General features: G+C 73.3%; 17 protein-coding genes and 1 pseudogene. 10 read left to right on the top strand and 8 right to left on the bottom strand.

All coding sequences use genetic code 11. From position 1 onward, the window contains the following. Positions 1–130: 130 nt before the first annotated feature. The 4 genes and pseudogenes from PV419_RS43205 to PV419_RS43190 form a co-directional block, all read right to left on the bottom strand. Positions 131–848: pseudogene (locus tag PV419_RS43205) on the bottom strand (MFS transporter); the annotation flags it as partial. A 3-nt stretch (positions 849–851) separates the two neighbouring features. Beyond that, positions 852–2,276 (bottom strand): citrate:proton symporter, encoded by a 1,425-nt coding sequence (locus tag PV419_RS43200; RefSeq protein WP_319698483.1) that lies wholly within the window; start codon positions 2,274–2,276, stop codon positions 852–854. Positions 2,277–2,618: 342 nt separating this feature from the next. After that, positions 2,619–4,883, bottom strand: coding sequence for a molybdopterin oxidoreductase family protein (locus PV419_RS43195; protein ID WP_319698482.1), 2,265 nt, complete (start codon positions 4,881–4,883; stop codon positions 2,619–2,621). Positions 4,884–5,071: 188 nt separating this feature from the next. Beyond that, positions 5,072–5,716 (bottom strand): TetR/AcrR family transcriptional regulator, encoded by a 645-nt coding sequence (locus PV419_RS43190; RefSeq protein ID WP_319698480.1) that lies wholly within the window; start codon positions 5,714–5,716, stop codon positions 5,072–5,074. 77 nt (positions 5,717–5,793) lie between these two features. On the opposite strand from PV419_RS43190, the gene hmgA reads away from it, so the two are divergent. From hmgA to PV419_RS43175, 3 genes are all read left to right on the top strand, one after another. After that, positions 5,794–7,128 (top strand): homogentisate 1,2-dioxygenase, encoded by a 1,335-nt coding sequence (gene hmgA / locus PV419_RS43185; RefSeq protein ID WP_319698479.1) that lies wholly within the window; start codon positions 5,794–5,796, stop codon positions 7,126–7,128. Continuing rightward, positions 7,125–7,874, top strand: coding sequence for a GntR family transcriptional regulator (locus PV419_RS43180; protein WP_319698477.1), 750 nt, complete (start codon positions 7,125–7,127; stop codon positions 7,872–7,874). The genes hmgA and PV419_RS43180 overlap by 4 nt, the downstream gene beginning before the upstream one ends. A 326-nt stretch (positions 7,875–8,200) precedes the next feature. Then, positions 8,201–9,439, top strand: coding sequence for a type ISP restriction/modification enzyme (locus PV419_RS43175; RefSeq protein WP_415925509.1), 1,239 nt, complete (start codon positions 8,201–8,203; stop codon positions 9,437–9,439). Between the two features lie 311 nt (positions 9,440–9,750). On the opposite strand, the gene PV419_RS43170 is transcribed toward PV419_RS43175, so the two are convergent. The 3 genes from PV419_RS43170 to PV419_RS43160 all read right to left on the bottom strand — a co-directional run bounded on the left by PV419_RS43170 (position 9,751) and on the right by PV419_RS43160 (position 11,600). Then, positions 9,751–10,014, bottom strand: a complete 264-nt coding sequence (locus PV419_RS43170; RefSeq protein WP_319698476.1) for a hypothetical protein — start codon at positions 10,012–10,014, stop codon at positions 9,751–9,753. A 126-nt stretch (positions 10,015–10,140) separates the two neighbouring features. After that, positions 10,141–11,031 (bottom strand): anti-sigma factor, encoded by an 891-nt coding sequence (locus tag PV419_RS43165; RefSeq protein ID WP_319698475.1) that lies wholly within the window; start codon positions 11,029–11,031, stop codon positions 10,141–10,143. Next, positions 11,028–11,600 (bottom strand): sigma-70 family RNA polymerase sigma factor, encoded by a 573-nt coding sequence (locus tag PV419_RS43160; protein ID WP_319698588.1) that lies wholly within the window; start codon positions 11,598–11,600, stop codon positions 11,028–11,030. Before PV419_RS43160 ends, PV419_RS43165 begins: the two co-directional genes overlap by 4 nt. A gap of 205 nt (positions 11,601–11,805) precedes the next feature. Between PV419_RS43160 and PV419_RS43155 the strand changes: the two genes are divergently transcribed. The 3 genes from PV419_RS43155 (at position 11,806) to PV419_RS43145 (ending at position 16,863) form a co-directional block, all read left to right on the top strand. Next, complete coding sequence (locus PV419_RS43155; protein WP_319698474.1) at positions 11,806–13,347, top strand: DUF4331 domain-containing protein; 1,542 nt, start codon at positions 11,806–11,808, stop codon at positions 13,345–13,347. A 230-nt stretch (positions 13,348–13,577) separates the two neighbouring features. Next, the gene (locus tag PV419_RS43150; protein ID WP_319698473.1) at positions 13,578–14,918 is read left to right on the top strand and encodes a tetratricopeptide repeat protein; all 1,341 of its coding nucleotides are present in this window, start codon (positions 13,578–13,580) and stop codon (positions 14,916–14,918) included. Positions 14,919–15,318: 400 nt separating this feature from the next. Further along, positions 15,319–16,863 (top strand): sulfite exporter TauE/SafE family protein, encoded by a 1,545-nt coding sequence (locus PV419_RS43145; RefSeq protein WP_319698471.1) that lies wholly within the window; start codon positions 15,319–15,321, stop codon positions 16,861–16,863. Between the two features lie 112 nt (positions 16,864–16,975). Here the strand turns inward: PV419_RS43145 and PV419_RS43140 are convergent, their stop codons facing one another. Then, entirely contained in the window at positions 16,976–17,788 is an 813-nt protein-coding gene (locus PV419_RS43140; RefSeq protein WP_319698470.1) for an SGNH/GDSL hydrolase family protein, read from the bottom strand. 377 nt (positions 17,789–18,165) lie between these two features. Here PV419_RS43140 and PV419_RS43135 point away from each other — a divergent pair, with 377 nt between their 5' ends. The 4 genes from PV419_RS43135 (at position 18,166) to PV419_RS43120 (ending at position 22,046) form a co-directional block, all read left to right on the top strand. After that, entirely contained in the window at positions 18,166–18,582 is a 417-nt protein-coding gene (locus tag PV419_RS43135) for a hypothetical protein (protein ID WP_319698468.1), read from the top strand. 17 nt (positions 18,583–18,599) lie between these two features. Next, entirely contained in the window at positions 18,600–19,694 is a 1,095-nt protein-coding gene (locus PV419_RS43130; protein ID WP_319698467.1) for a GNAT family N-acetyltransferase, read from the top strand. A gap of 403 nt (positions 19,695–20,097) precedes the next feature. Beyond that, on the top strand, positions 20,098–20,937 hold the full coding sequence (locus tag PV419_RS43125) for a glycosyltransferase family 2 protein (RefSeq protein WP_319698465.1): 840 nt from the start codon (positions 20,098–20,100) through the stop codon (positions 20,935–20,937). Then, positions 20,934–22,046, top strand: coding sequence for a glycosyltransferase family 2 protein (locus PV419_RS43120; RefSeq protein WP_319698463.1), 1,113 nt, complete (start codon positions 20,934–20,936; stop codon positions 22,044–22,046). Before PV419_RS43125 ends, PV419_RS43120 begins: the two co-directional genes overlap by 4 nt. Positions 22,047–22,348: the final 302 nt, after the last annotated feature.

Raw genomic sequence — 22,348 nt, 5'->3', positions numbered from 1 at the left:
GAGCACCGACGCCGCACCCGGCGGCGACGGCACGCGGCCCACCGCAGGCCTCCACACCCTGCACCACACCATCAGCCGCTTTCCGGGCAGACCTGAAAACCCAGGCCCACCCAGGAAACCTAAGCTCATCCGCGACGCTGATGAAGATGCCGGAGGCCACGCCCCGGGTGCGCAGGATGCCGACGACGGAGACCCTGCCGGAGTCGGCCCCGCCACCCTCGGACCGGCCCGGCTCTCCGGCCGCGTCCGGCGTGCGGTCCGCCGCTGGTGTGCGGCGCTCGATGCGCCACAGGGACGTGACCGCGAAGGCCGCGACGACGGCGGATACGAAGAGCGCGGCCGCGCTGGTCCTGGCCAGGGCGTCCGCGTGTTCGGAGACCACCTGGCCGGCGGCGATGGGGCCGATGAGCTGGCCGAGGGAGGCGCCTGATGGTGAAGTGGCCGAAGTTGCGGTCCTGGTCCTCGGGGGCGCTCTGGCGGGCCACCAGGGACTGGGCGCCGATCACGAAGGACAGATGCCCCAGGCCCATCACCCCGCTCCAGATGGCCATCTCCAGCAGCGATCCGGCCCGGCCGCTGAGCGCGCAGCCGGCCGCGATCAGCACGACGCCGATGGGCAGCAGCGGGGCGCAGCGCCCGTGGTCGGTGCGCCGCCCCAGCGGTACGGCGGCGAACAGCGGCAGCAGGGCGTAGACGCCCGCGATCACGCCGACCGCCCGGGCGTCGGCGCCCAGCGCGAGAGCCCGGTAGGAGACGGCAGGCCGCGCCATGCTCACCGCCCCCTGCGCGAAGGCGAAGGCGATGACCAGGCGCAGCAGCCAGCCCCTACCGGGCTCTCGTATCCCCACAGGTCAGATGATGCCGAAGAGCAGGCCCGCGCCGAGCACTACCAGCGAGGTGAGCGCCGCCCATTTGACCACGAAGCGGGTGTGGTCGCCGAATTCGACCTTCGCCATGCCGACCAGGACGTAGACGGCCGGGACCAGCGGGCTGGACATGTGCAGGGCCTGCCCGACCAGGGAGGCGCGGGCGATCTCGACCGGGTCGACTCCGTGTGCGGCGCCGGCCTCGGCGAGGATCGGCACGATGCCGAAGTAGAAGCCGTCGTTGGACATGAAGTAGGTGAGCGGGATGGAGAGGACGCCGGTGACCAGGCCCATGTGCGGGCCCATTCCGTTCGGGATCCCGTCGACCAGCCAGCGGGCCATGTGCTCGACCATGCCGGTGCCGGTGAGCACGCCGGTGAAGACGGCGGCGGCGAAGACCATGCCGGAGACGTTGACGACGTTCTCGGAGTGGGCGGCGACGCGGGCCTTCTGGTCGGCGACGCGCGGGAAGTTGACGGTGAGCGCGATGGCGGCGCCGAGCAGGAACAGAACCGGGATCGGCAGGTCCTCGCGGATCATCATGGTCAGCAGCGCGATGGTGAGGGCCGCGTTGAACCAGTACAGCCTGGGCCGCAGGGTGGCCCGGTTGGGGTCGAGCGTCTGGTACTCCTCGGCGTCGTCCGAGGACGGCTCCTTCGCCCCGGGCGCCTCGGCGTCGGTGCCGCCGCCCGCGCCCCCGGTGGCCTTCTTGCCCTTCCCGCCCTTGGCGCCGCGGCCGGAACCGGCGCCGACCAGCACCGTCTCGGGGTCGGCGGTGACCTCTTCGAGGGTCAGCGTCCCCAGGCGCTTGCGCTCACGCAGGCCGAGGCCGTAGGCGAGGGCGAAGACGAAGACCAGGCCGACCGCGAGGGCCGGGATCATCGGGACGAAGATGTCGCTGGCGTCGAGCTTGAGCGCGGCGGCGGCGCGGGCGGTGGGGCCGCCCCAGGGGAGCGTGTTCATCACGCCGTTGGCCATGGCGGCGACGCCGGTCATGACCACCAGGCTCATCTTCAGCCGCCGGTACAGCGGCACCATGGCCGACACGGTGATCATGAAGGTGGTGGAACCGTCGCCGTCGAGCGAGACGATCGCGGCGAGCACCGCGGTGCCGACGACCACCCGCATCGGGTCGGCCTTGCAGAACCGCAGGATGACCCGGACGATCGGGTCGAAGAGGCCGACGTCGATCATCACACCGAAGTAGATGATGGCGAACATCAGCATGGCCGCGGTGGGCGCGAGGTCACCGACACCCTTGAGGACGTAGTCCCCCAGATGGGCCCCCTTCCCGACGATGACGCAGAAGAGCGCCGGGATGAGCACCAGCGCACCCATCGGGGTCATCTTCTTCATCATGATCAACACCAAGAAGGTGGCGATCATGACGAATCCGAGGATTGTCAGCATATTGGCTACCTCACGTTCACCTTTGAACTCCCCCAGAACTGGCGGTCGAGGTGACGTTAGGTGGCGCAACTTTCCGTTAACAAGGCCTTGACGCGTGAGCAATAAGCGCAAAACGCCAGGTCAGCTGCGTGAGCGTGTCTTGGCGCGCTGCGCGGGCTGGACCGAGGAGCCGCGCAGCGACGAAGGAGCGAGCAGCGACGAAGGAAGCCCGCGCGGAGAAGCGCGTCAAGACTGAGCGGGAAGAGGGGCGCGTGTCTTGGCGCGCTGCGCGGGCTGGACTGAGGAGCCGCGCAGCGACGAAGGAGCGAGCAGCGACGAAGGAAGCCCGCGCGGAGAAGCGCGTCAAGACTGAGCGGGGAAAGGGGCGCGTGGCGTGGCGCGCGCAGTGACCACCGTGAGCTGCACCGGGCAGCCGTTGAGCACCGCGGTGCCGGACAGCGGATCGAGGCGGGAGCCATCGATGAGCTGATTGACGTTGACCCCGGCGTGCGCCGCCGCGACCGACATGCGGGTGCCGGGCCGGTCGTGCCCCCAGCCGTGCGGAAGGCTGACCACACCGGTCCGTACCGCGTCCGTCACCTCCACCGGCACCTCCAGCTCCCCGCCGTCGCCCTTGACCCGCACCAGGCCGCCGTCGGCCACGCCCAGCCGGGCCGCGTCCTCGGGGTGTATGTGCAGGGTGCAGCGGTTGCTGCCGCCGACCAGCGCGGGGATGTTGTGCATCCAGCTGTTGTTGGAGCGCAGATGGCGCCGGCCGATCAGTAGCAGCCCGTCGGCGCGGCCGCCCGGCGTCCGGCGCAGCCGCTCCACATCGGCGGCCAGCGGCTCGGGGCACAGCTCGACGGTGCCGCTGCGGGTCTTGAGCAGGCCGGGCAGGCGCGGCCGTAGCGGCCCCAGGTCGATGCCGTGGGGATGGGCCAGCACCTTGGCCAGGGTCAGCCCCTCGGCGTCGGCGCCGAAGCCGTCGCCGTACGGGCCGAGCCGCAGCATCATGTCCAGCCGCCGCTCGGCGCCGCCGACCCCGGTGAGGTGGGCGGCGAGCTCCCCCCGGTCGCGTCCGTGCACCGGTGAGCCGGGGTCGGCGACGGCCTTGCCGAGGGTCGCGTCGATCGCCATGGCGTCCACGGCCGCCGGGTCGGCGCCGCCGTGCCCGCCCGCGCACAGGACCAGCCGCGCCAGGATCTCGGCCTCGCTCAGCCGGTCGGCGTCCAGCGGGATGGCGGGGCGGGTGTAGCGGACCTGGTTGCGGACCGCGAGGGTGTTGAAGGCGAAGTCGAAGTGCGGGCTCTGGCTGGGCGGGGGCGGCGGCAGGACGACCTGCGCGTGGCGCGAGGTCTCGTTCACATACGGGTCCACGCTCACCATGAAGTCGAGCCCGGCCAGCGCCCGGTCCAGCCGGTCGCCGTCCGGCGCGGACAGCACAGGGTTGCCCGCTATCACGATCAGCGCCCTGACCTGCCCCTCGCCCGGGGTCTCGATCTCCTCGGCCAGCGCGGCCGCGGGCAGCTCACCCTTGGCCTCGGGGTGCCCGCTCACCCTGCTGCGCCAGCGGCCGAGCGCGAACCCCTTTCCGGGCCGCGGCGGGCGCGGCGCGGCGGCGGTGGCGGAGAGCGGGAACATGGCACCGCCGGGCCGGTCGAGGTTGCCGGTGAGGGCGTTCACCACATCGACCAGCCAGCTGGTGAGCGTGCCGAACTCGACGGTGGCGGAGCCGAGCCGCCCGTAGACGACGGCGCGCGGCGCGGCGGCGAGCTCGCGGGCGAGCGTACGGATCTCCTCGGCGGGCACCTCGCAGGCCCCGGCCACCACCTCGGGCGCGAAGTCCGCCGCGAGCCGCCGCACCTCCGCCACGCCCGTCACCAGCTCGCCGACCCGGCCCAGCGCCACCAGGTCCTCGGCGAACAGCACCTGCACCACCGCGAACAGCAACAGCGCGTCCGTGCCGGGCCGGATGGCCAGATGCCGGTCGGCGGCCTCGGCCGTACGGGTGCGGCGCGGGTCGACCACGGTGAGCCGCCCGCCGCGCCGCCGCAGGGCCTTGAGCCGCCCGGGGAAGTCGGGGGCGGTGCACAGGCTGCCGCCCGAGTCCAGCGGGTTGCCGCCGATGATCAGCAGGTGGTCGGTGCGGTCCAGGTCGGGCACCGCGATGGCGTTCGCGTCGCCGAAGAGCAGACCGCTGGAGACGTGCTTCGGCATCTGGTCGAGGGTGCTGGCGGTGAAGACGTTCCGGGTGCCGAGCGCGCCGAGCAGCAGCGGCGGATACAGCCCGCCGGCCATGGTGTGGACGTTCGGATTGCCGAAGAACACGGCCGCCGCCTGCGGTCCGTACCGCTCCAGCAGCGGCCGCAGCCCGGCCTCCACGGCGGCGAACGCCTCGTCCCAGCCCACCGGCTCCAGCCGGCCCCCTCGCCGCACCAAAGGCTCCCGCAGCCGGTCGGGGTCCGCGTCGAGCCCGCCGAACGACGCGCCCTTGGGGCAGATGAAGCCCTGGCTGAAGACGTCGTCGCCGTCTCCGCGCGCCCTGGTGACCCGCCCCTCCTCGATGGTCAGGGTCAGCCCACAGGTGGCCTCGCACAGCGGGCAGATGCGCAGAGCGGTACGGCTCATCGGTCCCTCCTGGGGACGGCGGCGGCAACGGTGACGCGACAGCTCCTCACCCTACCGACTGGTACGCATGTGGGGGAGGGCCGGGCCACGCGGCAAAGCCGCATATCGGACGCCGTCCCTCGCGGCCTCGCGAACACTCAGCACGGACGTTCAGCGGCCTCGCGAGCGTTCAGCGGCCTCGCAAGCCTTCAGTCGAGCACGCCCGCCAGATACGAGCGCAGCAGTTCCTTGGTCTCGGCCACGATCACCGGGTCGCCGTCCGGGTGGACGCGGAAGGCCAGCCGCAGCAGCGCGTCCGCCGTCTCGACGGCGAGCAGGAACGCCACCCGCACCCGCTCCCCCGCCTCGCCGGACTCCTGCAGCCCCAGCCGCTCGCCGAGGAGCTCGCGCAGCCGGTCCGCGACCAGGTGGTTGGGCTGGTCGGGCGGGGCGGTGACGGGCACCGGCATGCCGAATTCGACCAGCGCGAAGCCCGGCGCCCCGCGCTTCATCGCCAGGTACTCGTCGACCACCACGTCCATGGCCTCCCGCCAGCCGCCGCCGTCCGGGCCGGACTTCGCCAGGCGCTCGGTGACGCGCGCGGCGTACTGGTCGAGATTGCGGTGGGCCAGGGCCTCGGCCATCGCCCGCTTGTTGGAGAAGAAGCGGTAGACGGAGCCGATGGGGACGCCGGCGCGCTCGGCGACAGCTCGGGTACTCAGGTCCTCGTAGCCGGTCTCGTCGAGAAGTTCGGCGCAGGCGTCGAGGATGCGGCCGAGGCGCTCGGTGCTGCGGCGCTGGACCGGGGCGCGGCGGAGGGGCGGTATGGGCACGCCACCATCCTGCCCGATCATTGACGCACCCCGCTTTCGATTCCTATGGTCATACAGAGGAATCGCACGCCGAGGGACCAAGTGGCGGGAGCCGGACGATGAGCGGCGGTACGGACATCGAGCGGGCGCGCAAGACGGCCGAAGGGCTGGTGCACTCCCCCGGCTTCGGCAATGAGCACAGCAGCGAGGCCGTCGCCGGCGCGCTGCCCATCGGCCGTAACTCCCCCCAGCGCGCCCCGCTCGGGCTGTACGCGGAGCAGCTCAGCGGCACCGCCTTCACCGAGCCGCGCGCCCACAACCGCCGCTCCTGGCTGTACCGCGTCCGCCCGTCCGCCGCGCACCCGCCCTTCGTCCGCGTCGACAATGGCGCACTGCGCGGCGCGCCCTTCACCGAGTGCGCCCCCGACCCCAACCGGCTGCGCTGGGATCCGCTGCCCGAGCCCGCCGCCGGCACCGACTTCCTGGCCGGGCTGTGGACGCTCGGCGGCAACGGCGACGCCGCCCGCCGCTGCGGCATGGCGATCCACCTCTACGCCGCGAACGCGCCCATGACCGACCGGGTCTTCAGCGACGCCGACGGCGAGCTGCTGATCGTGCCCGAGGCGGGCGGGCTGCTGCTGCACACCGAGTTCGGGCGGCTGCGTGCCGAGCCGGGGCATGTGGCGCTGGTGCCGCGCGGCGTGCGCTTCCGCGTCGAGCCGCTCGATTCCGCCGTGCGCGGCTACGTCTGCGAGAACCACGGCCGCCCCTTCGTCCTCCCCGACCTCGGCCCGATCGGCGCCAACGGGCTGGCCAACGCGCGGGACTTCCTGGCCCCGGTCGCGGCGTACGAGGACGTGGAGGGCCCGGTGGAGGTGGTCAACAAGTTCTGCGGCAACCTCTGGTCCGCGACCTACGACCACTCCCCGCTGGACGTCGTCGCCTGGCACGGCAACCACGTCCCGTACGTGTACGACCTGCGCCGCTTCAATGTGCTCGGCACCATCAGCTACGACCACCCGGATCCGTCGATCTTCACGGTCCTCACCTCGCCCTCGGACACCCCGGGGCTGGCCAACGTCGACTTCGTCGTCTTCGCCCCGCGCTGGCTGGTCGGCGAGGACACCTTCCGCCCGCCGTACTTCCACCGCAATGTGATGAGCGAGTACATGGGCCTGATCGAGGGCGCGTACGACGCCAAGACCGCGGGCCAAGGGGGCTTCGTACCCGGGGGCGGCTCGCTGCACAACATGATGTCCGCGCACGGCCCCGACCGGGAGACGTTCGAGCGGGCGAGCAGCGCAGAGCTGACGCCCCGCAAGGTCGACGACGGGCTGGCCTTCATGTTCGAGACCCGCTGGCCGGTGACGGCCACCCGGCAGGCGCGGGAGGCGGGCCACCTCCAGCAGGGGTACGACGACGTCTGGCAGGGCCTGGAGCGGCACTTCCGGTGACCGCCTTCGCCCCCGACTCCCTCATCCTGAACCGCAAGCTGCCGCTGTGGTACCAGGTCTCGCAGTCCCTGCGGGCCTCCATACTCGGCCGCGGCCCCCACGAGCCGCTGCGCCTGCCCACCGAGGACCGGCTGGCCGCCCACTACGGCGTCAGCGTCCTGACGATGCGGCAGGCGCTCAAGGAGCTGGAGTCCGAGGGGCTCATCAGCCGCCACCGGCGGCGCGGCACCTTCATCGAGCCGAGCGCGCGGCGCGGCGCGCCGGTACGGCTGCTGGGCTCGGTGGACGCGATCGTTGCGCAGCAGTCCGGCGAGCGGACGACCGTGCTCGGCCATGGGCCCGCCCCCGTACCGGCGGAGCTGGCGGAGCACTTCCCGGGCCTGCGCGAGGCCACGGCCTACCGGCGGCTGCGGAGCGACGCGGCGGACGGCGAGCCGACCAACTGGGCCGAGAACTTCGTCCGCCCGGAGATCGCGGCGCGCATCGACGTGGCCGACCTCGCGCGCTGGCCGATGACCAAGGTGCTGCGGGACGCGGTGGGCGTCCGGATCAGCCGCATCACGGACACCGTCGAGGCCCGTCTCGCCGACCCGGAGACCGCCCGCCTGCTGCGGGTCCCGCTGCTCAGCCCGATCCTGCACTACACGGGGGTGACCTACGACGAGACGGGCCGGGCCGTCGACGTGGCCCGCATCCGCTACCGGGGGGACCGCTTCTCGTTCACGGTCACGGTCGAGGCGCGGTGACCGCCGCGGGCTGAGCGGTTCGGGTACGGCGCGCCAAGCTGTGCTCCCGTCCGGCCTCGCCCCGGCTGGGGCCCTGGCAGCCGCCGGGCGGCACCGCCCCGGCGCCCCGACGCGCGGCAGCCGCAGGTGACACGTTCCCTGCCGCGGTGGGGGGATTCCGGCCACACCCCCAAACCCCGCGGGTCGCGGGGGCGACACCACCGCCGCCGGGGCACGGGCGGCCCGGTCGCGCGCGAGGGGGCGCTCGGCGGGCGGCGGGCGCTGGGTGGGGCGCGGATACGATGCGGGGTGGGAGTGGGACCACGTGCCGGGGGAAGGGCTGCGGTGTGACGGCGACACAGGCCACCGAGGCCGACCGGGCCGTATGGGCCGACGCACCGCTGCTGGCGGACCTCATGCCCTGGGCGGTGGGGCCGCTGCGGCTGGGCCGGGCGTGGGTGATGGGCGCGGACCCGGCGGTGCTCAAGGCGCGCTGGGAGCGGCTGGTCGGGGCCGGTGACGAAGCCGGGCGGGCGGCGCTGTTCCGGCCGACCCGCTCCCGTACGCTGCACAGCGCCGTGCCCCAGCTGCCCGGGCAGCGGACCTCCACCGCCCCTCTGGCGGGCGAGCGCGGGCCCTGCCCCGAGCCGGTGCAAGTCGCCCACGGGCCGTACGACCAGCAATGGCTGATCCCCGACCACCGGCTGATCGACGCCGCCCGGCCGGAGCTGTGGCGAGTCGCCGACGAGCGGCAGATCCACGCCGTCGAGGGAACCGGTCCCGACCCGGGCCCGACGCTGACGTTCTCGGCACTGCTGCCGGACGGCCACTCCCCCGCGGGCCGCCCCGGGCGGATCCGGCCCCTCTACCGCCGGCCCGGCGGCCGCGAGCCCAACCTGGCGCCGGGGCTGCTCGACCACCTCGCGGCCGAGCTGGCCCGGCCGGTGGCGGCCGAGGACTTCCTGGCCTGGGTCGCCGCGGTGGCCGGTCACCGCCCTGAGGGCTGCGCGGTGCCGCTGGCCGCCGACCCCGAGACCTGGGAGGCGGGGGTGGAGCTGGGCCGCCGGGCGCTGTGGCTGCATATGCGCGGGGCGCACAGCGGCGAACGCCCGCGCATGCCGGGCGGCCAGCGCCCCTACGTACGCGCCGCGCTCCCCGCGCGCGGGCTGCCCGAGACCCTCGCGTACGACCCGGACGAGGCGGCCCTGCACCTCGGCGAGGGGCGGATCTCACCGGTGCCGCGCCGCGCGTGGGAGTTCCACGCGGGCGGGGCGCGCGTCCTTGAGACCTGGTTCGAGCGCCGTACGGCCCGCGGCGAGCCCGGCACGCTGGAGGCCGTCGTCCCGGCGGCCTGGCCGCGCGAGTGGACCTCCGAGCTGCTGGAGCTGATCACCGTGCTGGCGCTGCTCGCCGAGTTGCGCCCGGCGCGGCGGGCGCTGGCCGAACGGCTGGCCGCCGGGCCGCGCATGGGCCGGGCGGAGCTGGGTGAGGCGGGCGTGCTGCCGGTGCCCGACACGGCCCGCCGTCCGGCGTCCGTGCTGGATCATCACGAGGAGGGCCCGGGCGGGCAGTTCGCCCTGGTCTGAAAGCCAGATGCGTGTCGTACGGACGGTCGCTCATGGCCGATGCGCACGCGCCTCCGGGGCGAGGACGGGTACGTATGCGGCGTACCTCCGCGCGCGTCGCGGTCCGCATCCCGGGGTGACGCCATGCCGTGTGCGGGCACGGGCTCACCGGCTGGAGCGGAGCCGGATTCTCCGTGCCCGGGATGCGGACGACGAGACGGGTGTCGCGGGCGGCAGGCGACCGCGGCGGGCCCTGGGGACGGGTCAACCGGGCCGACCGGCCTGCCCGGGCCGACTGGAACGAGTCGGGCAGGCCGGGCGCGCCGAAAGGCTCAGCGGCGGCTGCCGAACAGCGAACGCCGCAGCCGCCGCAGCGGCGCGAACAGCGAGACCCTGGCGCCCTTGTTCCGCTCGGTGCGCGCGTGGTCCCGCGCGGTCAGCTCCTGCATCAGCACGGTCGCGCCCTCGGCCTCCCGCTGCGGCACGGCAGGGCCGCCCAGCACCGCGAGATGGCGGTCGAGGCGGGCGCTGGTCGACCCGCTCCCGCAGTTGATGGCAGGCACTCGCGGCCTGCTGCGTACTGTTATCTGCTCCATGTCACTCCCCACCCGTCGAGGGCACCCGCCCCGGGCAGAGTAACCCTACCTCGGCAAGCCGTCACCCACGCACCCCAGGTCGCTGATTCACCTCCGCGTCAAGGGCGTTGACGCGTCCATCACGAATCATGGATCACCGAGGGCGAGTTGCACGACCGGATTGGTGGTGGGACGGACTGACCCGCCGTCCGGTTCCAAGGTCACCGCCAGGCGCTCGGTGTGCGCGCCGAAGCCGCCCGTGACCAGTGACGTCCCTTCCCCGCTGCCCTTCAGGAGACCGGCCGAGCGGGGCGCGCCGGACCCTCCCGGCGGGGCGTCGATCATCCAGAGCTGGTACGTCCGCCCGTCGGGCGGCGTCGGCAGCCCGGAGACGGTGACCACGGCCGCGCCGAGGCGGCGCGAGGTGACGGCGTTGATGCCGCGGCCCTGGGCGTCGCGCCCGCTGACGCCGCGGGCGTCCGGCGCCGACAGCACCTGCTCGACGGCGCGCGTCGCGCCCCGCTCCCGGTCGAGCTGGTCGCGGGTGCGGACCAGCTCGACGCCGATCAGGACCGCCGCGATCAGGGACAGCACGCCCGCGGCCGCGGCGATCCGCGGACCGAACGCGGGGCGCCGGAAGGAGGGGAACGGGCGGCCCCCGCCGCGCGCCCGCCGCCCGCCGGGCCCGGAGCGGCCCGCGTGAGCGGCGCGCGCGGGCGGCACGGCGTATCCGCCGTCCGCCGCCGAGGGCGCCTCCTGTGGGGTGGCGTGGGCGGCCGCCAGCACCCGCTGCCGCATGTGGGGCGGCGCCGGGGCGGCCACCGCGCGCGCCAGCCGCACCGCGCCCTGTGCCAGGTCGCGCACTTCCTGGGCGCAGCCCGGGCAGCGGGCCAGATGCCGCTCGTACCGTCGCCGCTCCTTGGGCTCCAGCGCGTCGAGGGCGTACGCACCCGCCAGGGCGTGCGCCTTGCGCCCCCTGCCGCCCCGGTACGCCGGGGTCCGGTCGGTCGGCCGGTCGGTGGACCGGTTGGAGGTCATACCGCCGCTCCCAAGCACTCACGCAGCCGGGTCAGCCCGTCCCGCATCCGCGTCTTGACCGTCCCCAGCGGTACGGCCAGCCGATGCGCCACCTCCCGGTAGGAGTACCCCTCGTAGTACGCGAGGGTGACCGACTGCCGCTGTAATTCGGTGAGTCGGGTCAGACAGCCGCGTACCCACTCGCGCTCAAGACGCCCTTCGACCGCCTCCGCCACCTGGTCGAAGGCCGGGCCCTCCGCCTGCCCGCCGACCCGCGCCTCGCGGTCGGCCGCCGAGCGGGCCGACCGCACCCGGTCCACGGCGCGGCGGTGGGCGAGGGTGAGGATCCAGGCGAGCGCGGAACCGCGGCGCGGGTCGAAGCGCGCGGCGGTGCGCCAGACCTCCAGCAGCGCCTCCTGCGCGACCTCCTCGGACTGCGCCGGGTCCCGCAGCACGCGCCGCACCAGTCCGTACACGGGCCCCGACACCATGCCGTACAGCTCCTCGAACGCACGGTGGTCCCCGCCGGCGACCAGCGGCAGCAGGTCGTCCGGGCCGCGACGCTCACCCGCACGCTCCTGGCCGTCCACCCACCCGCGTACCGGGCCCCGCTCTCCCGTCTGCTCCACACTCACGCGGCAAACCCCGCTTCCTGCCATCCGTCTCAGCTGCCCCGTCTCCGGTCGCTTCGCGACGCCCGCCGAAAAAAATCCGCCGACCCACCAATCCGGTCGGCCGACCGCTCCGAATAGCCGACGTCAGCCTGTCCACCACACGTACGAAGGACCGACCCAGATGACCTCAATCACCAAGAGGAGTGTGGCCGCGCTCGTGTGCGGAGCGCTGGCCGCGGGAGGGCTCGCGGCGGCCGGTGTGGCCGCGCTCGGGCCCGGGGAGGCGGAGGCCTCCAGCCACCGGGAGGCCCCGCTGATCTCGGGCCAGCCGGAGTACGACACCACCGACGTCTACGCGTTCGTGAGCCCCGACAAGGCGGACACGACGACGCTGGTCGCGAACTTCCTGCCGTTCCAGGACCCGTCGGGCGGCCCGAACTTCTACAAGTTCGCCGAGGACGCCCAGTACGACCTGCGCGTCGACAACGACGGGGACGCCCGGGAAGACCTGATCTACCGCTGGACCTTCAAGGACCACGTCCGCAACGAGGACACGTTCCTCTACAACACCGGCCCGGTCACCTCCCTCGACGACCAGGACCTGAACTTCTTCCAGACGTACGACATCGAGCTCATCAAGATGCGCCACGGCAAGGCCGTCGACCGCACGAAGGTGGCGGACGATCTGGTCGTGGCCCCCTCGAACGTGGGCAAGGCGTCCATGCCGGACTACAAGACCCTGCGCGACCAGGCCGTGCGCAAGGTGTACGGCGGCGCCACGGCCTTCGCCGGCCAGGCCGACGACCCGTTCTTCGCCGACCTGCGGGTGTTCGACCTGCTCTACGGCGGCGACCTCTCCGAGGTCGGCAACGACACCCTCAAGGGCTACAACGTCCAGTCCCTCGCCCTCCAGGTGCCCAGCGACCAGGTGCGCGAGTCCCACGAGCAGCCGGTGATCGGCGTGTGGTCGACCACGCGGCGCGCGGACGCCTACGGTGGCTACACCCAGGTCTCGCGGCTCGGCATGCCGCTGGTCAACGAGGTCGTCAACCCCCGCAAGGACAAGGACAAGTTCAACGCCTCGGAGCCCAAGGACGACGCGCAGTTCCTGGACAACGTGGACGACCCCGAACTGCCCAAGCTGATCGAGCAGATCTTCAAGATCAAGGCGCCTGACACCCCGCGCAAGGACCTCGAGCAGGTCTTCCTCACCGGAGTGGCCGACCTCAACCAGGTCGACGGGGTCAAGGCCTCCGAAATGCTGCGGCTGAACACCTCGATCAAGCCGACCCACAAGCCCAAGCGCCTCGGCGTCCTCGACGGCGACCAGGCCGGCTTCCCCAACGGCCGCCGGCTGACCGACGACGTCCTGGACATCGCGCTGCAGGTCGTCGAGGGCGAGCTGCTCGGCGAGAAGAACGACCTGGGCGACGCGGTCGACGCGAACGCCGACCAGAAGTTCGGCGGCTACTTCCCGTACGTCGGGCTGCCCAACTCCGGCTCGGACGTCAAGAACTCCACCAAGAGCGCCACGACCGCGACGAACGGCCGCACCCTGCTGAACGGCGGCTCCGGCATCGTCACCACCTCCACCGAGGACAACAACACCCTGCTGGCCACGTCCGCGGCCGCGGGCGGCGCGGCGGTGCTGCTGCTGGCCGTCGGCCTGACCTGGCGCCGGCGCCGCCGCCGGCTGGTGCGGGTGCACACGCGCAGGCACTGACGGCGTGCGGCGGGGGTCGGTCCCGCGCACCGGCCGGTGGGCGCGTTCGAGAAGAAAACGCGCCCACCGGCCCGGACCGGCGAGCACGGGCCCGCTTCCGTACGTACACCCCGGTAGCACCGGCACCCGAACCCTGAACGCCCCCAAAGCGCTCAGAAGCCCCGAAGTTCCGAACGCGACGAAGCCCGAAGCCCGAAGCCCCGAGAAGCCGCATCCGAAAGGCAGCCGTCATGCCCGTCCGGCACCTCGTCCGCACCGCCGCCGCCGTCGTCACGCTCGCGACCGGGCTCACGGTCGCCGCGTTCGCCGTCGGCGGGTTGGATGACCGCCCGTCCGGCACACGGACCACCGCCGTGCTGCCCGCCGGCCGGACGGCGCTCGACCGGGTCAGCTCCGAGGACCTGGGGAAGAGCGTCAGCGCGCTCCAGGCCCATCTGCGCGCCAAGCCCAAGGACGCGGCCGGCTGGGCCACGCTCGGCGCGGCCTACGTCGAGCAGGCCCGCACTACCGGGGACCCCACCCGCTACCCCCGGGCGCAGAAGGCCCTCGCCCGCTCCCTGTCCGCCCAGCCGCGCGACAACGACCCGGCCCTCGCCGGGCGCGCCGCGCTCGCCGCGGCGCGCCACGACTTCCCCGGCGCGCTGCGGGACGCCGACCGGGCGCTGAAGGTCAACGCGTACAGCGAGCGGGCGCTCGCCGTCCGGGTGGACGCGCTCGTCGAACTCGGCCGGTACGACGAGGCGTACACCGCGGCCAGGCGCGCCGACTCGCTGCGCCCCGGCATCCCCGTCTTCACCCGCCTCGCCTACGTCCTGGAGCTGCGCGGCGACCCGGGCGGCGCCCGCCGCGTGCTGCTGCGCGCGCGGAAGTCGGCGACCGCGCCCGGGGACGTGGCGTACGTGGCCACGGCCCTCGGGCAGCTGGCCTGGAGCCAGGGCCAGTTCCCCCGGGCGCGCGGCCACTTCGCCGACGCGCTGCGCGCCGAGCCCGGCCACCTCCCCGCCCTGGAGGGCCGCGGCCGCACCCGCGCCGCGGTCGGCGACCTCGACGCGGCGGCCCGCGACCTGGAAGAGGTCGTACGCCGCTACCCGCTGCCCGCCGAACTCGCCGCCCTCGGCGAGGTGTACGAGGCGCGCGGTGACCGGACACGGGCCCGGGAGCAGTACGCCGTGGCCGCCACCTGGATCGACCTGGCGCGGGCCAACGGGGTGGCGACCGACCTCGACAGCGCGCTGATCGCCGCCGACCACGGCGACCGTACGGAAGCGCTGCGGGCGGCCCGCGCCGAGTGGGGCCGCCGGCACAGCGTGCACACCGCCGACGCGCTGGCCTGGGCGCTGCACCGGGCCGGCCGCGACCGCGAGGCCCTGACCTACGCCAAGTCCGCCGCGGCGCCCGGGTATCGCAACGCGTCCTTCCTCTACCACCGGGGGGTCATCGAGAAGTCCCTCGGCGACACCGCGTCCGCCCGCCGCCACCTCACCGACGCCCTCGACCTCAACCCGGCCTTCTCCCTCACGGGCGCCCGCGCGGCGAAGGCGGCGCTGAAGGGCCTGGGCGGCACACGATGACCGACCACCCGGCCGTCCCCGCGGCGGCCGGGCAGCAGGGCCGCAAACGGCTGCTGCCCGCCTGCCCCGCCCCTTCCCGGCCCCTGTCGATATGCGGCTCCGCCGCGTGGTGGGCCCTGCCCTGGGCCCCGATCCGCCGAGCACCGGGCGCGCCGCGCGCCCGGGGACGCCTCCCGCCCCGGCTCACACCCGGCATGCCCGGACCGCGCCACTCGCCCGCCCGAACGACCGGGAGGGGCCGTCCAGCCGAGGCGCCCGGGGGCCCGCGCACTGCGGGTTCGCCTTCCGCGCGGCAGGGCCGCGGGCCGGGCGGGGGTACCAACCCGCCCGGCCCGCCCGCACCCGCACCCGCAGCCACCCATCCGCACCGACCCATCCGCACCGCAGGAGGTACCCGTTCATGAACCGGCTGATCCGGCGCGCCCGCCGCATCGGCGCCGCCGCGTCCGTGCTCTTCGGGGCGGCCGCCATGGTGATGCTGCCCGCCGGGGCCGCCGAAGCGCATCCGCTCGGGAACTTCACCGTCAACCGCTACGACGGGCTGGTCGTCGCGCCGGGCGCACTGCGGGTCGACCATGTGGAGGACCTCGCCGAGATCCCGGCCGCCCAGGCGAAACCGCGGATCGACCAGGACGGCGACGACGAGCTCTCCCGCCCCGAGCTGGACGCCTGGGCCGACCGGCGCTGCGCGAGCGCGGCACGGGACGCGCGGCTGACGGTGCGGGGGCAGTCGGTGTCCGTACGGAGCGAGGGCGCGCAGGCGCGGTCGCGGGCGGGGCAGGCCGGTCTGCCGACGCTGCGCGTCGAGTGCCGGCTGACCGCCGTGCTGCCGCGCGACGGCCACGCCTCGCTCGCGTACCGTCCGGCGGACATCGGCACGGGGCCCGGCTGGCGTGAGATGACCGCGCGGGGGGACCGGATGACGCTCGCGGCCTCCGACGTGCCCGCATCCTCCGCCTCGCGGCGGCTGACCCGCTATCCGCAGGACCAGCTGTCCTCGCCGCCGGACGAGCGGACCGCCGCGCTGCGCACCGCGCCGGGCGGCGCCGCGCTCGCCGAGTCACGGGACGAACAGTCCGAGCCGCCCGGCAGCTCCGTGCTGCCACGTGGCGTGGACCGCTGGACGCAGGCGCTCACCAACCTGGTGGCGCGGCACGACATCACACCCTTCTTCGCCGTGACCGCGTTCGCGACCGCCATGCTGCTCGGCGCGATGCACGCGCTCGCGCCCGGCCACGGCAAGACGCTGATGGCGGCGGCCGCGGCGGCGGGCGGGCGCAGCGCGCTGCGCGATGTGCTTGCGCTGGGCGCCTCGGTGACGGTCACTCACACCCTCGGGGTCTTCGCGCTGGGCCTGTTGGTCACGGCGGGCTCGGCGGCCGCGCCTTCGGTGATCGCGTGGCTGGGCATCGCCAGCGGGGTGCTCGTGGCGCTGGCCGGGGCGGGATTGCTGCGCAAGGCACTGCGGCAGCGCGCTCCCGCACACCATCACCATCACGACGAGCACGGGCACAGCCACACACACGAACACGAGCACGAGCACGTCCACTCTCACGGCGGCTTCACCCACTCCCACCCCCTCCCCTCCGGCCGCCCCACTCTGCGCGGCACCCTCCTCCTCGGCTTCGCCGGCGGGCTTGTGCCCAGCCCGTCCGCCGTGGTCGTCCTCGTGGGGGCGGCCGCGCTCGGGCAGGCGTGGTTCGGGTTTCTGCTGGTGCTGGCGTACGGGGCGGGGCTCGCGCTCACGCTCACGCTGGCCGGGATCGCGGTGGTGCGCCTGGGGCGGCGGGCCACGGAGCGGCTGGCCGCCCGGGCCGGTGACGGGGGCCGCGGCCAGCGCGTACTGCGCCTCATGCATCGCGCCTCGCCCGTGGGCACCGCGGCCGTGGTGCTGGTACTGGGCTGCGGGCTGGTGCTCAGGGGGGCGGCCACGACGCTGGGCTGACGCCGTGTCGACAGGTGCGCGGGCTACGGAGCCGGCACGCGAGAAGGCCCCGGACGGACGTCCGGGGCCTTCCGCTCTCATGTGGTGGCGAAGCGATAGTTCAAACAGCTGATCAGATCCCGTCAGCCGCGTTCAGGACGGGCAGGTAGCCGCCGGACTGGCCCGCGGCGGTCGGGTGGTAGGACTCGTCGATGGGCCAGGTGACGCTGTGCAGCCACTCGCTCCCGGAGCAGATCTCGTGCCCGGTGAACGGGGTGGCCACGTCACCGAAGGAGAAGCCGTGGGCGGAGGCGCGGCCCTTGGTGACGGAGTTCAGGTAGTCCGAGGCGTTGTTGATCGCGGTGCGCTCGCTCTCGGTGAGCCCCGCGACGCAGTCGCCCTTGAGCTTGTAGAAGCGCGGGTAGCCGAGAACGACGACACGGGCGTTCGGGGCCTTGGCGTGGATGGCGTCGTAGACCTGGTCCAGCTTGCCGGGCAGGGTGTTCTGGGCGTAGCTGCGGGCGTTGGCGACCGCGGTGAGGCAGTTGGCCTCGCCGGGCAGCACACAGGTGGTCATGACGTCGGCGAAGCCGGCGTCGTTGCCGCCGATGCTGATGCTGACCAGGCCGGTGCTGGAGTTCAGCGGGCCGAGCTGGTTGTTCAGGACGTCACCGGTCTTGGCGCCGGAACAGGCGGTGAAGCTGAAGCTCGAGGGGGCGTGCGCGGCGGCCCAGAGCTTGGGGTAGGACTTGGTGCTGCGCTTGCAGCTGCCGCTCGCGGAGTCGTAGCTGCCGGAGCCGACACCGGATGAGTAGGAGTCACCGAGCGCCACATAGGCGGGCCCTGCGGCGCTCTCCGCGGCCTGAGCCGCGCCGGCCCCGGTGAAGGCGAGGACGACACCGACGGCGAAGGCGCTTGCGGTGGCCGTGAGTCTGGACAGTTTCATTCAGTCTCCCTTAGCAGGATTGCTGCCGATGCTGTTGCGACACGACCTCCCCCGAAAGGGGCAATCGTGTTCGAAACCGTCTGCCCCGCCGCCGCGTTGCGTCGTTGCCGTTGGCGTGGCATGGCTATGTCATCCCGCCGAAACCAAGGGTCTATGCGTGTAGTTAGGAAAATATTCCGGTCGAGGCGATGAACTTCCCTCATGTCGGCGTCGCAAGCCGGTCACGCGCCACCCGCGCACGCCGTTGCACGCCAAACGGAACTGTCAACTCACGTCTGTGACTTGCCCGTTCGCACATCTGCCGCATCTTGACGGGCCTCCTCCGCCTGCGCGACATTTAAGCCCGGCATCCGGCGCTTCGAGGGGCAAAGTCGCCAATGCAGACCAACAGTGACAAGAGCCCAGAAGGTGTGCGGTTCCCGGCAGTACTCGTGGGGGTCGCCGTCGGCATCGGAGGGACCGGTGCCGCGCTCACGCTCGCGGACATCGACTCGCCGCTGCGCGCACCCCTCACTCTCTTCTTCCTTGTCATGGCGCCCGCGTCGACCCTGGGGGGCGCGCTGCGCGGGCTGGACGGGGCGGCCCGGGCGGTGCTCGCGGGCGTGGGCGCGCTCGCGCTGGATCTGTTGGTCGCGCAGGCGATGCTCGCTCTGCATGTGTGGTCGGTGCGCGGGGGCGTGCTGGCGGTCACTGCGGTGAGCTTGGCGCTCTTCCTGTCGGTACGGGAGGCCCACGCGCGTCGCCGTCGCCGCCGCACGACGAACAGTCGCCGCACGACGAACAGTCAGGGATGAGAAGTCAGGGATGAGACGTGGACATCGGCGTGTACCGCCCCGGCGAACTCACGGCCGCCGACCGGGCGGCCTGGACGGCCATCCAGACGCAGGCGCACCTCTTGGGCGCGCCCGAGCTGGCAAACCCCTTTCTCGCCCCGGAGTTCACGCTGGCCCTCGGCCGCTGCAGACGCGGGGTACGGATCGCGGTGGTGCGCGAAGAAGACGAGCCCGTGGCGTTCTTCCCGTTCCAGCGGACCCGGCTCGGTGTGGGGCGGGCGATCGGCCTGGGCCTTTCGGACTCGCAGGGCCTGATGCACCGGCCCGGATTCCAGTGGGAGGCGCGCGAGCTGCTGCAGGCCTGCGGGCTCGCGGTCTGGGAATTCGATCACCTGATGGAGGGACAGAAGCCCTTCGAGGTGGGGGCCCGGGGCTCCTTTCCCTCCCCGGTGATCGACGTGGAGCAGGGCTTCGAGGCGTATCTGGCCCAGTTGCGCGCCCGCTCGCCCAAGTTCGCCCGCACCACGCTCGCCAAGGAGCGCAAGCTGGGCCGGGACGTCGGCGAGGTGCGGTACGTCCACGACGAGCGCGATCCGGCCGCGCTGCGCACACTGATCGGCTGGAAGTCCGCGCAGTACCGCAGGACGGGGCGCAGCGACCGCTTCGCCCGCACCTGGATCACCCACCTGGTGGAGCAGCTCTTCCACACGCGCACCACCTCGTTCGCCGGGCTGCTTTCGGTGCTCTACTGCGCCGGGCAGCCGGTGGCCGCGCATTTCGGGCTGCGCTCGGAGCGCGTGCTGGCCTGCTGGTTCCCGGCGTACGACACGGCGTTCGCGAAATACTCGCCCGGGCTGGTGCTGCATCTGCGCATGGCCGAGGGGGCGGCCGCGCAGGGGCTGGCCTATCTCGATCTCGGGCGCGGTGAGAAAGAATACAAGAACTCCCTGAAAACACGTGATCTCAGCGTGTCGGAGGGGTGGGTGACGCGCCGCCATCCCGTGGCGCTGGGGCACCGGGCGCGGCGCGCCCCGATTCGGGTGCTGCGCAATACGGTGCTTTCCCGGCCGGAGCTCTTCGGGCCGGCCGATCGGCTGCTCAAGCGATTGGGCAGTATCCGGGCCAAGAATTGACGAACGCATTTACCAAAGGGGGTGTTTGGGGTGATTGCTCTTGCCCTAGAGTAATCAGGGTAAATACCGTCGTAGTAACACCCGTGTCGGAACCATCATCATGGCGGCTCCAGGGGAGGGCTCGAACGTCGCGATGGATTCCGGGGCGGGACCGCGGTAGGGGGGTGCCGCGCCCGGCTGTCCTGTGCTTGTGCTGCTCAGGAATGCCGCGACGCGGGCCGCGAGGCAAGTAACGCCAGCCAGCTCGCTCGGCCTTGTCGGCTGTCCATGTCGTCATGCCGTTACGTCGTCATGCCGCCATGCCGTCGAGCCGTCAGGGGCGGGTGAGAACCCCCCTTTCGAACCGGATAACCCAACGGACCGCCCGGGGCGGACGGTCCACCGGACGAGAGGGAAAACAGCAATGAGCTCCTCTGTGCACCCGGACGCACCGGAAAGCGAATCCGTGCCGGAAAGCGAATCCGCATCGAAAAATGGACCGCACCGGTATCGCCCGGTGTCCTCTCATCTCGCGATCGCGCCGCCGGTGAGCGTCGTGATTCCGGCCATGAACGAAGCCGAGAACCTTCCGTACGTCTTCAAGACGCTGCCCGCCTGGATCCATGAGGTCGTACTCGTGGACGGGAATTCCACGGACGACACGGTCCGGGTGGCCCGAGAGCTGTGGCCGGGAGTGAAGGTCGTACCGCAGCGCGGCAAGGGCAAGGGCGACGCGCTCATCAGCGGATTCGCGGCCTGCACCGGCGAGATCGTGGTGATGGTCGACGCGGACGGCTCGGCCGACGGCGGCGAGATCGTCAGCTATGTGTCCGCGCTGGTCTCCGGCGCTGACTTCGCCAAGGGGTCGCGGTTCGCCAACGGCGGCGGCACGGACGACATGACGCCGATCCGCAGGCTCGGCAACCGCGCGCTGACCTCGCTGGTCAACCACAAGTTCGGCGCCCGCTACACCGACCTGTGCTACGGCTACAACGCCTTCTGGCGCCACTGCCTGGACGAGATCGCGCTGGACTGCGCCGGGTTCGAGGTAGAGACCCTGATGAACATCCGCGTGGTCAAGGCGGGCCTGCGGGTCCAGGAGATCCCCAGCCACGAGTACGAGCGCATCCACGGCGTCAGCAATCTGCGGGCCGTGCGCGACGGGCTGCGCGTGCTGAGGGTGATCCTGCGCGAGCGGGGCGCCAAGCGGCGGCGGCGCCACCCCGCGCTGGCGCCCGCGACGGTCCGAGGGGAGCTGTCGTGACCGCGCTCCCCGCTCGGCCGCGGATCTCCGTGGTGATCTGCGTCTACACCGAGGAGCGCTGGGACGACATCCTCGCGGCGGTGGACTCGGTGCGGGACCAGTCGCTGCCCGCCCACGAGACGCTCCTCGTGGTCGACCACAACCCCGGTCTGCTGCGCCGTCTGACCACCCATTACGGCTACGGTCCAGGTGCGGGCGGTCGTAAGGAGGAGGTGCGGGTGCTCGCCAACGCGGGCCCCCGCGGCCTGTCCGCGGGCCGCAACACCGGCATAGCGGCCTCCACCGGCGAGGTGATCGCCTTCCTCGACGACGACGCCGTCGCCGAACGCGACTGGCTGCACCACTTCGCCGCCGCCTACGCCGACCCGGCGGTGCTGGCGGTCGGCGGGCGCACCGTCCCGCTGTGGGCCTCCCGCCGCCGCCCGCCCTGGTTCCCCGAGGAGTTCGACTGGGTCGTCGGCTGTACGTACCGGGGGCTGCCGCCCGGCCGGGTCCGGGTGCGCAACGTCTTCGGCGGCAACGCGTCCTTCCGCCGCGAGGCCTTCGAACTCACCGGCGGCTTCGCGACCGGCATCGGGCGGGACGGCGACAAGCGGCCGCTGGGCTGCGAGGAGACCGAGCTGTGCATCCGGCTCACCCGCGCCCGGCCGGACGCGGTGCTGCTCATCGACGACCGCGCCGTGATCCACCACAAGGTCCCGCCCGCCCGCGAGCGGTTCGCCTACTTCCGCGCCCGCGCCTACGCCGAGGGCCTGTCCAAGGCCCTGGTCGCCCGCAGCGTAGGAGCCCAGGCGGGCCTGTCCACCGAGCGCCGCTACACCACCCGCGTACTCCCCGCGGGCATCGCCCGCGGCCTGCGCGACGCCCTCCTCGGCAGGCCGGGCGGCGCGGGCCGCGCGGGCGCGATCGTGGCCGGGGCCGCCGCGGCGGCGAGCGGCTACGTGGTGGGCGCCTCCCGCGCCCCCGGAGCAGGCGGCGCCCGCTTCGCGGTGCCCCCGGTCCCCGAGGCGGGCACCGGGACGACCGGCGCGGGAGCGCGCCCGGCTGAGCCGACGCGGCAGGACACCCACGGCAAGCCGTACACAGAGGCACACGAGGGGGCGGCATGACCGACAGACCCCAGCCCCCCGCGCGCCTCGATACGTTCGCCCGCCCCACACAGTCCAGCCGTGGCCCGCACCCGACGGGCCGGGTGGGCCAGGGAGGGACGGTGGAGGCGCCGCGTGGCGCAACGCGCCCGCTCACACGGTCTGGGCCCCGGTCTCGTCCAACGGCGCGGCTGGGCTCAGCGGGCCGACCCGGAACGGTGAAGGCGGCGTGCGGCGCAACGCGCACGGGCGTGGGCCACATCGGCGTGGCACACCCGCTCGCACGCTCCCGACCCCGGCCCCGCCCAACCTTCCGGCACGCC

Origin of the sequence: Streptomyces sp. ME19-01-6 (assembly GCF_033793745.1) — a bacterium.
In the GTDB taxonomy this organism is placed as follows: domain Bacteria; phylum Actinomycetota; class Actinomycetes; order Streptomycetales; family Streptomycetaceae; genus Streptomyces.
This window is presented reverse-complemented; position numbering and strand designations above follow the sequence as displayed.

What these genes read in the sequence shown, in the direction of transcription:
- PV419_RS43200 (WP_319698483.1), bottom strand. Translation starts at nt 2,276, where the DNA reads ATGCTGACAATCCTCGGATTCGTCATGATCGCCACCTTCTTGGTGTTG.
- PV419_RS43195 (WP_319698482.1), bottom strand. Translation starts at nt 4,883, where the DNA reads ATGAGCCGTACCGCTCTGCGCATCTGCCCGCTGTGCGAGGCCACCTGT.
- PV419_RS43155 (WP_319698474.1), top strand. Translation starts at nt 11,806, where the DNA reads ATGACCTCAATCACCAAGAGGAGTGTGGCCGCGCTCGTGTGCGGAGCG.
- PV419_RS43145 (WP_319698471.1), top strand. Translation starts at nt 15,319, where the DNA reads ATGAACCGGCTGATCCGGCGCGCCCGCCGCATCGGCGCCGCCGCGTCC.
- PV419_RS43190 (WP_319698480.1), bottom strand. Translation starts at nt 5,716, where the DNA reads ATGATCGGGCAGGATGGTGGCGTGCCCATACCGCCCCTCCGCCGCGCC.
- PV419_RS43140 (WP_319698470.1), bottom strand. Translation starts at nt 17,788, where the DNA reads ATGAAACTGTCCAGACTCACGGCCACCGCAAGCGCCTTCGCCGTCGGT.
- PV419_RS43135 (WP_319698468.1), top strand. Translation starts at nt 18,166, where the DNA reads ATGCAGACCAACAGTGACAAGAGCCCAGAAGGTGTGCGGTTCCCGGCA.
- PV419_RS43125 (WP_319698465.1), top strand. Translation starts at nt 20,098, where the DNA reads ATGAGCTCCTCTGTGCACCCGGACGCACCGGAAAGCGAATCCGTGCCG.
- hmgA (WP_319698479.1), top strand. Translation starts at nt 5,794, where the DNA reads ATGAGCGGCGGTACGGACATCGAGCGGGCGCGCAAGACGGCCGAAGGG.
- PV419_RS43150 (WP_319698473.1), top strand. Translation starts at nt 13,578, where the DNA reads ATGCCCGTCCGGCACCTCGTCCGCACCGCCGCCGCCGTCGTCACGCTC.
- PV419_RS43165 (WP_319698475.1), bottom strand. Translation starts at nt 11,031, where the DNA reads ATGACCTCCAACCGGTCCACCGACCGGCCGACCGACCGGACCCCGGCG.
- PV419_RS43170 (WP_319698476.1), bottom strand. Translation starts at nt 10,014, where the DNA reads ATGGAGCAGATAACAGTACGCAGCAGGCCGCGAGTGCCTGCCATCAAC.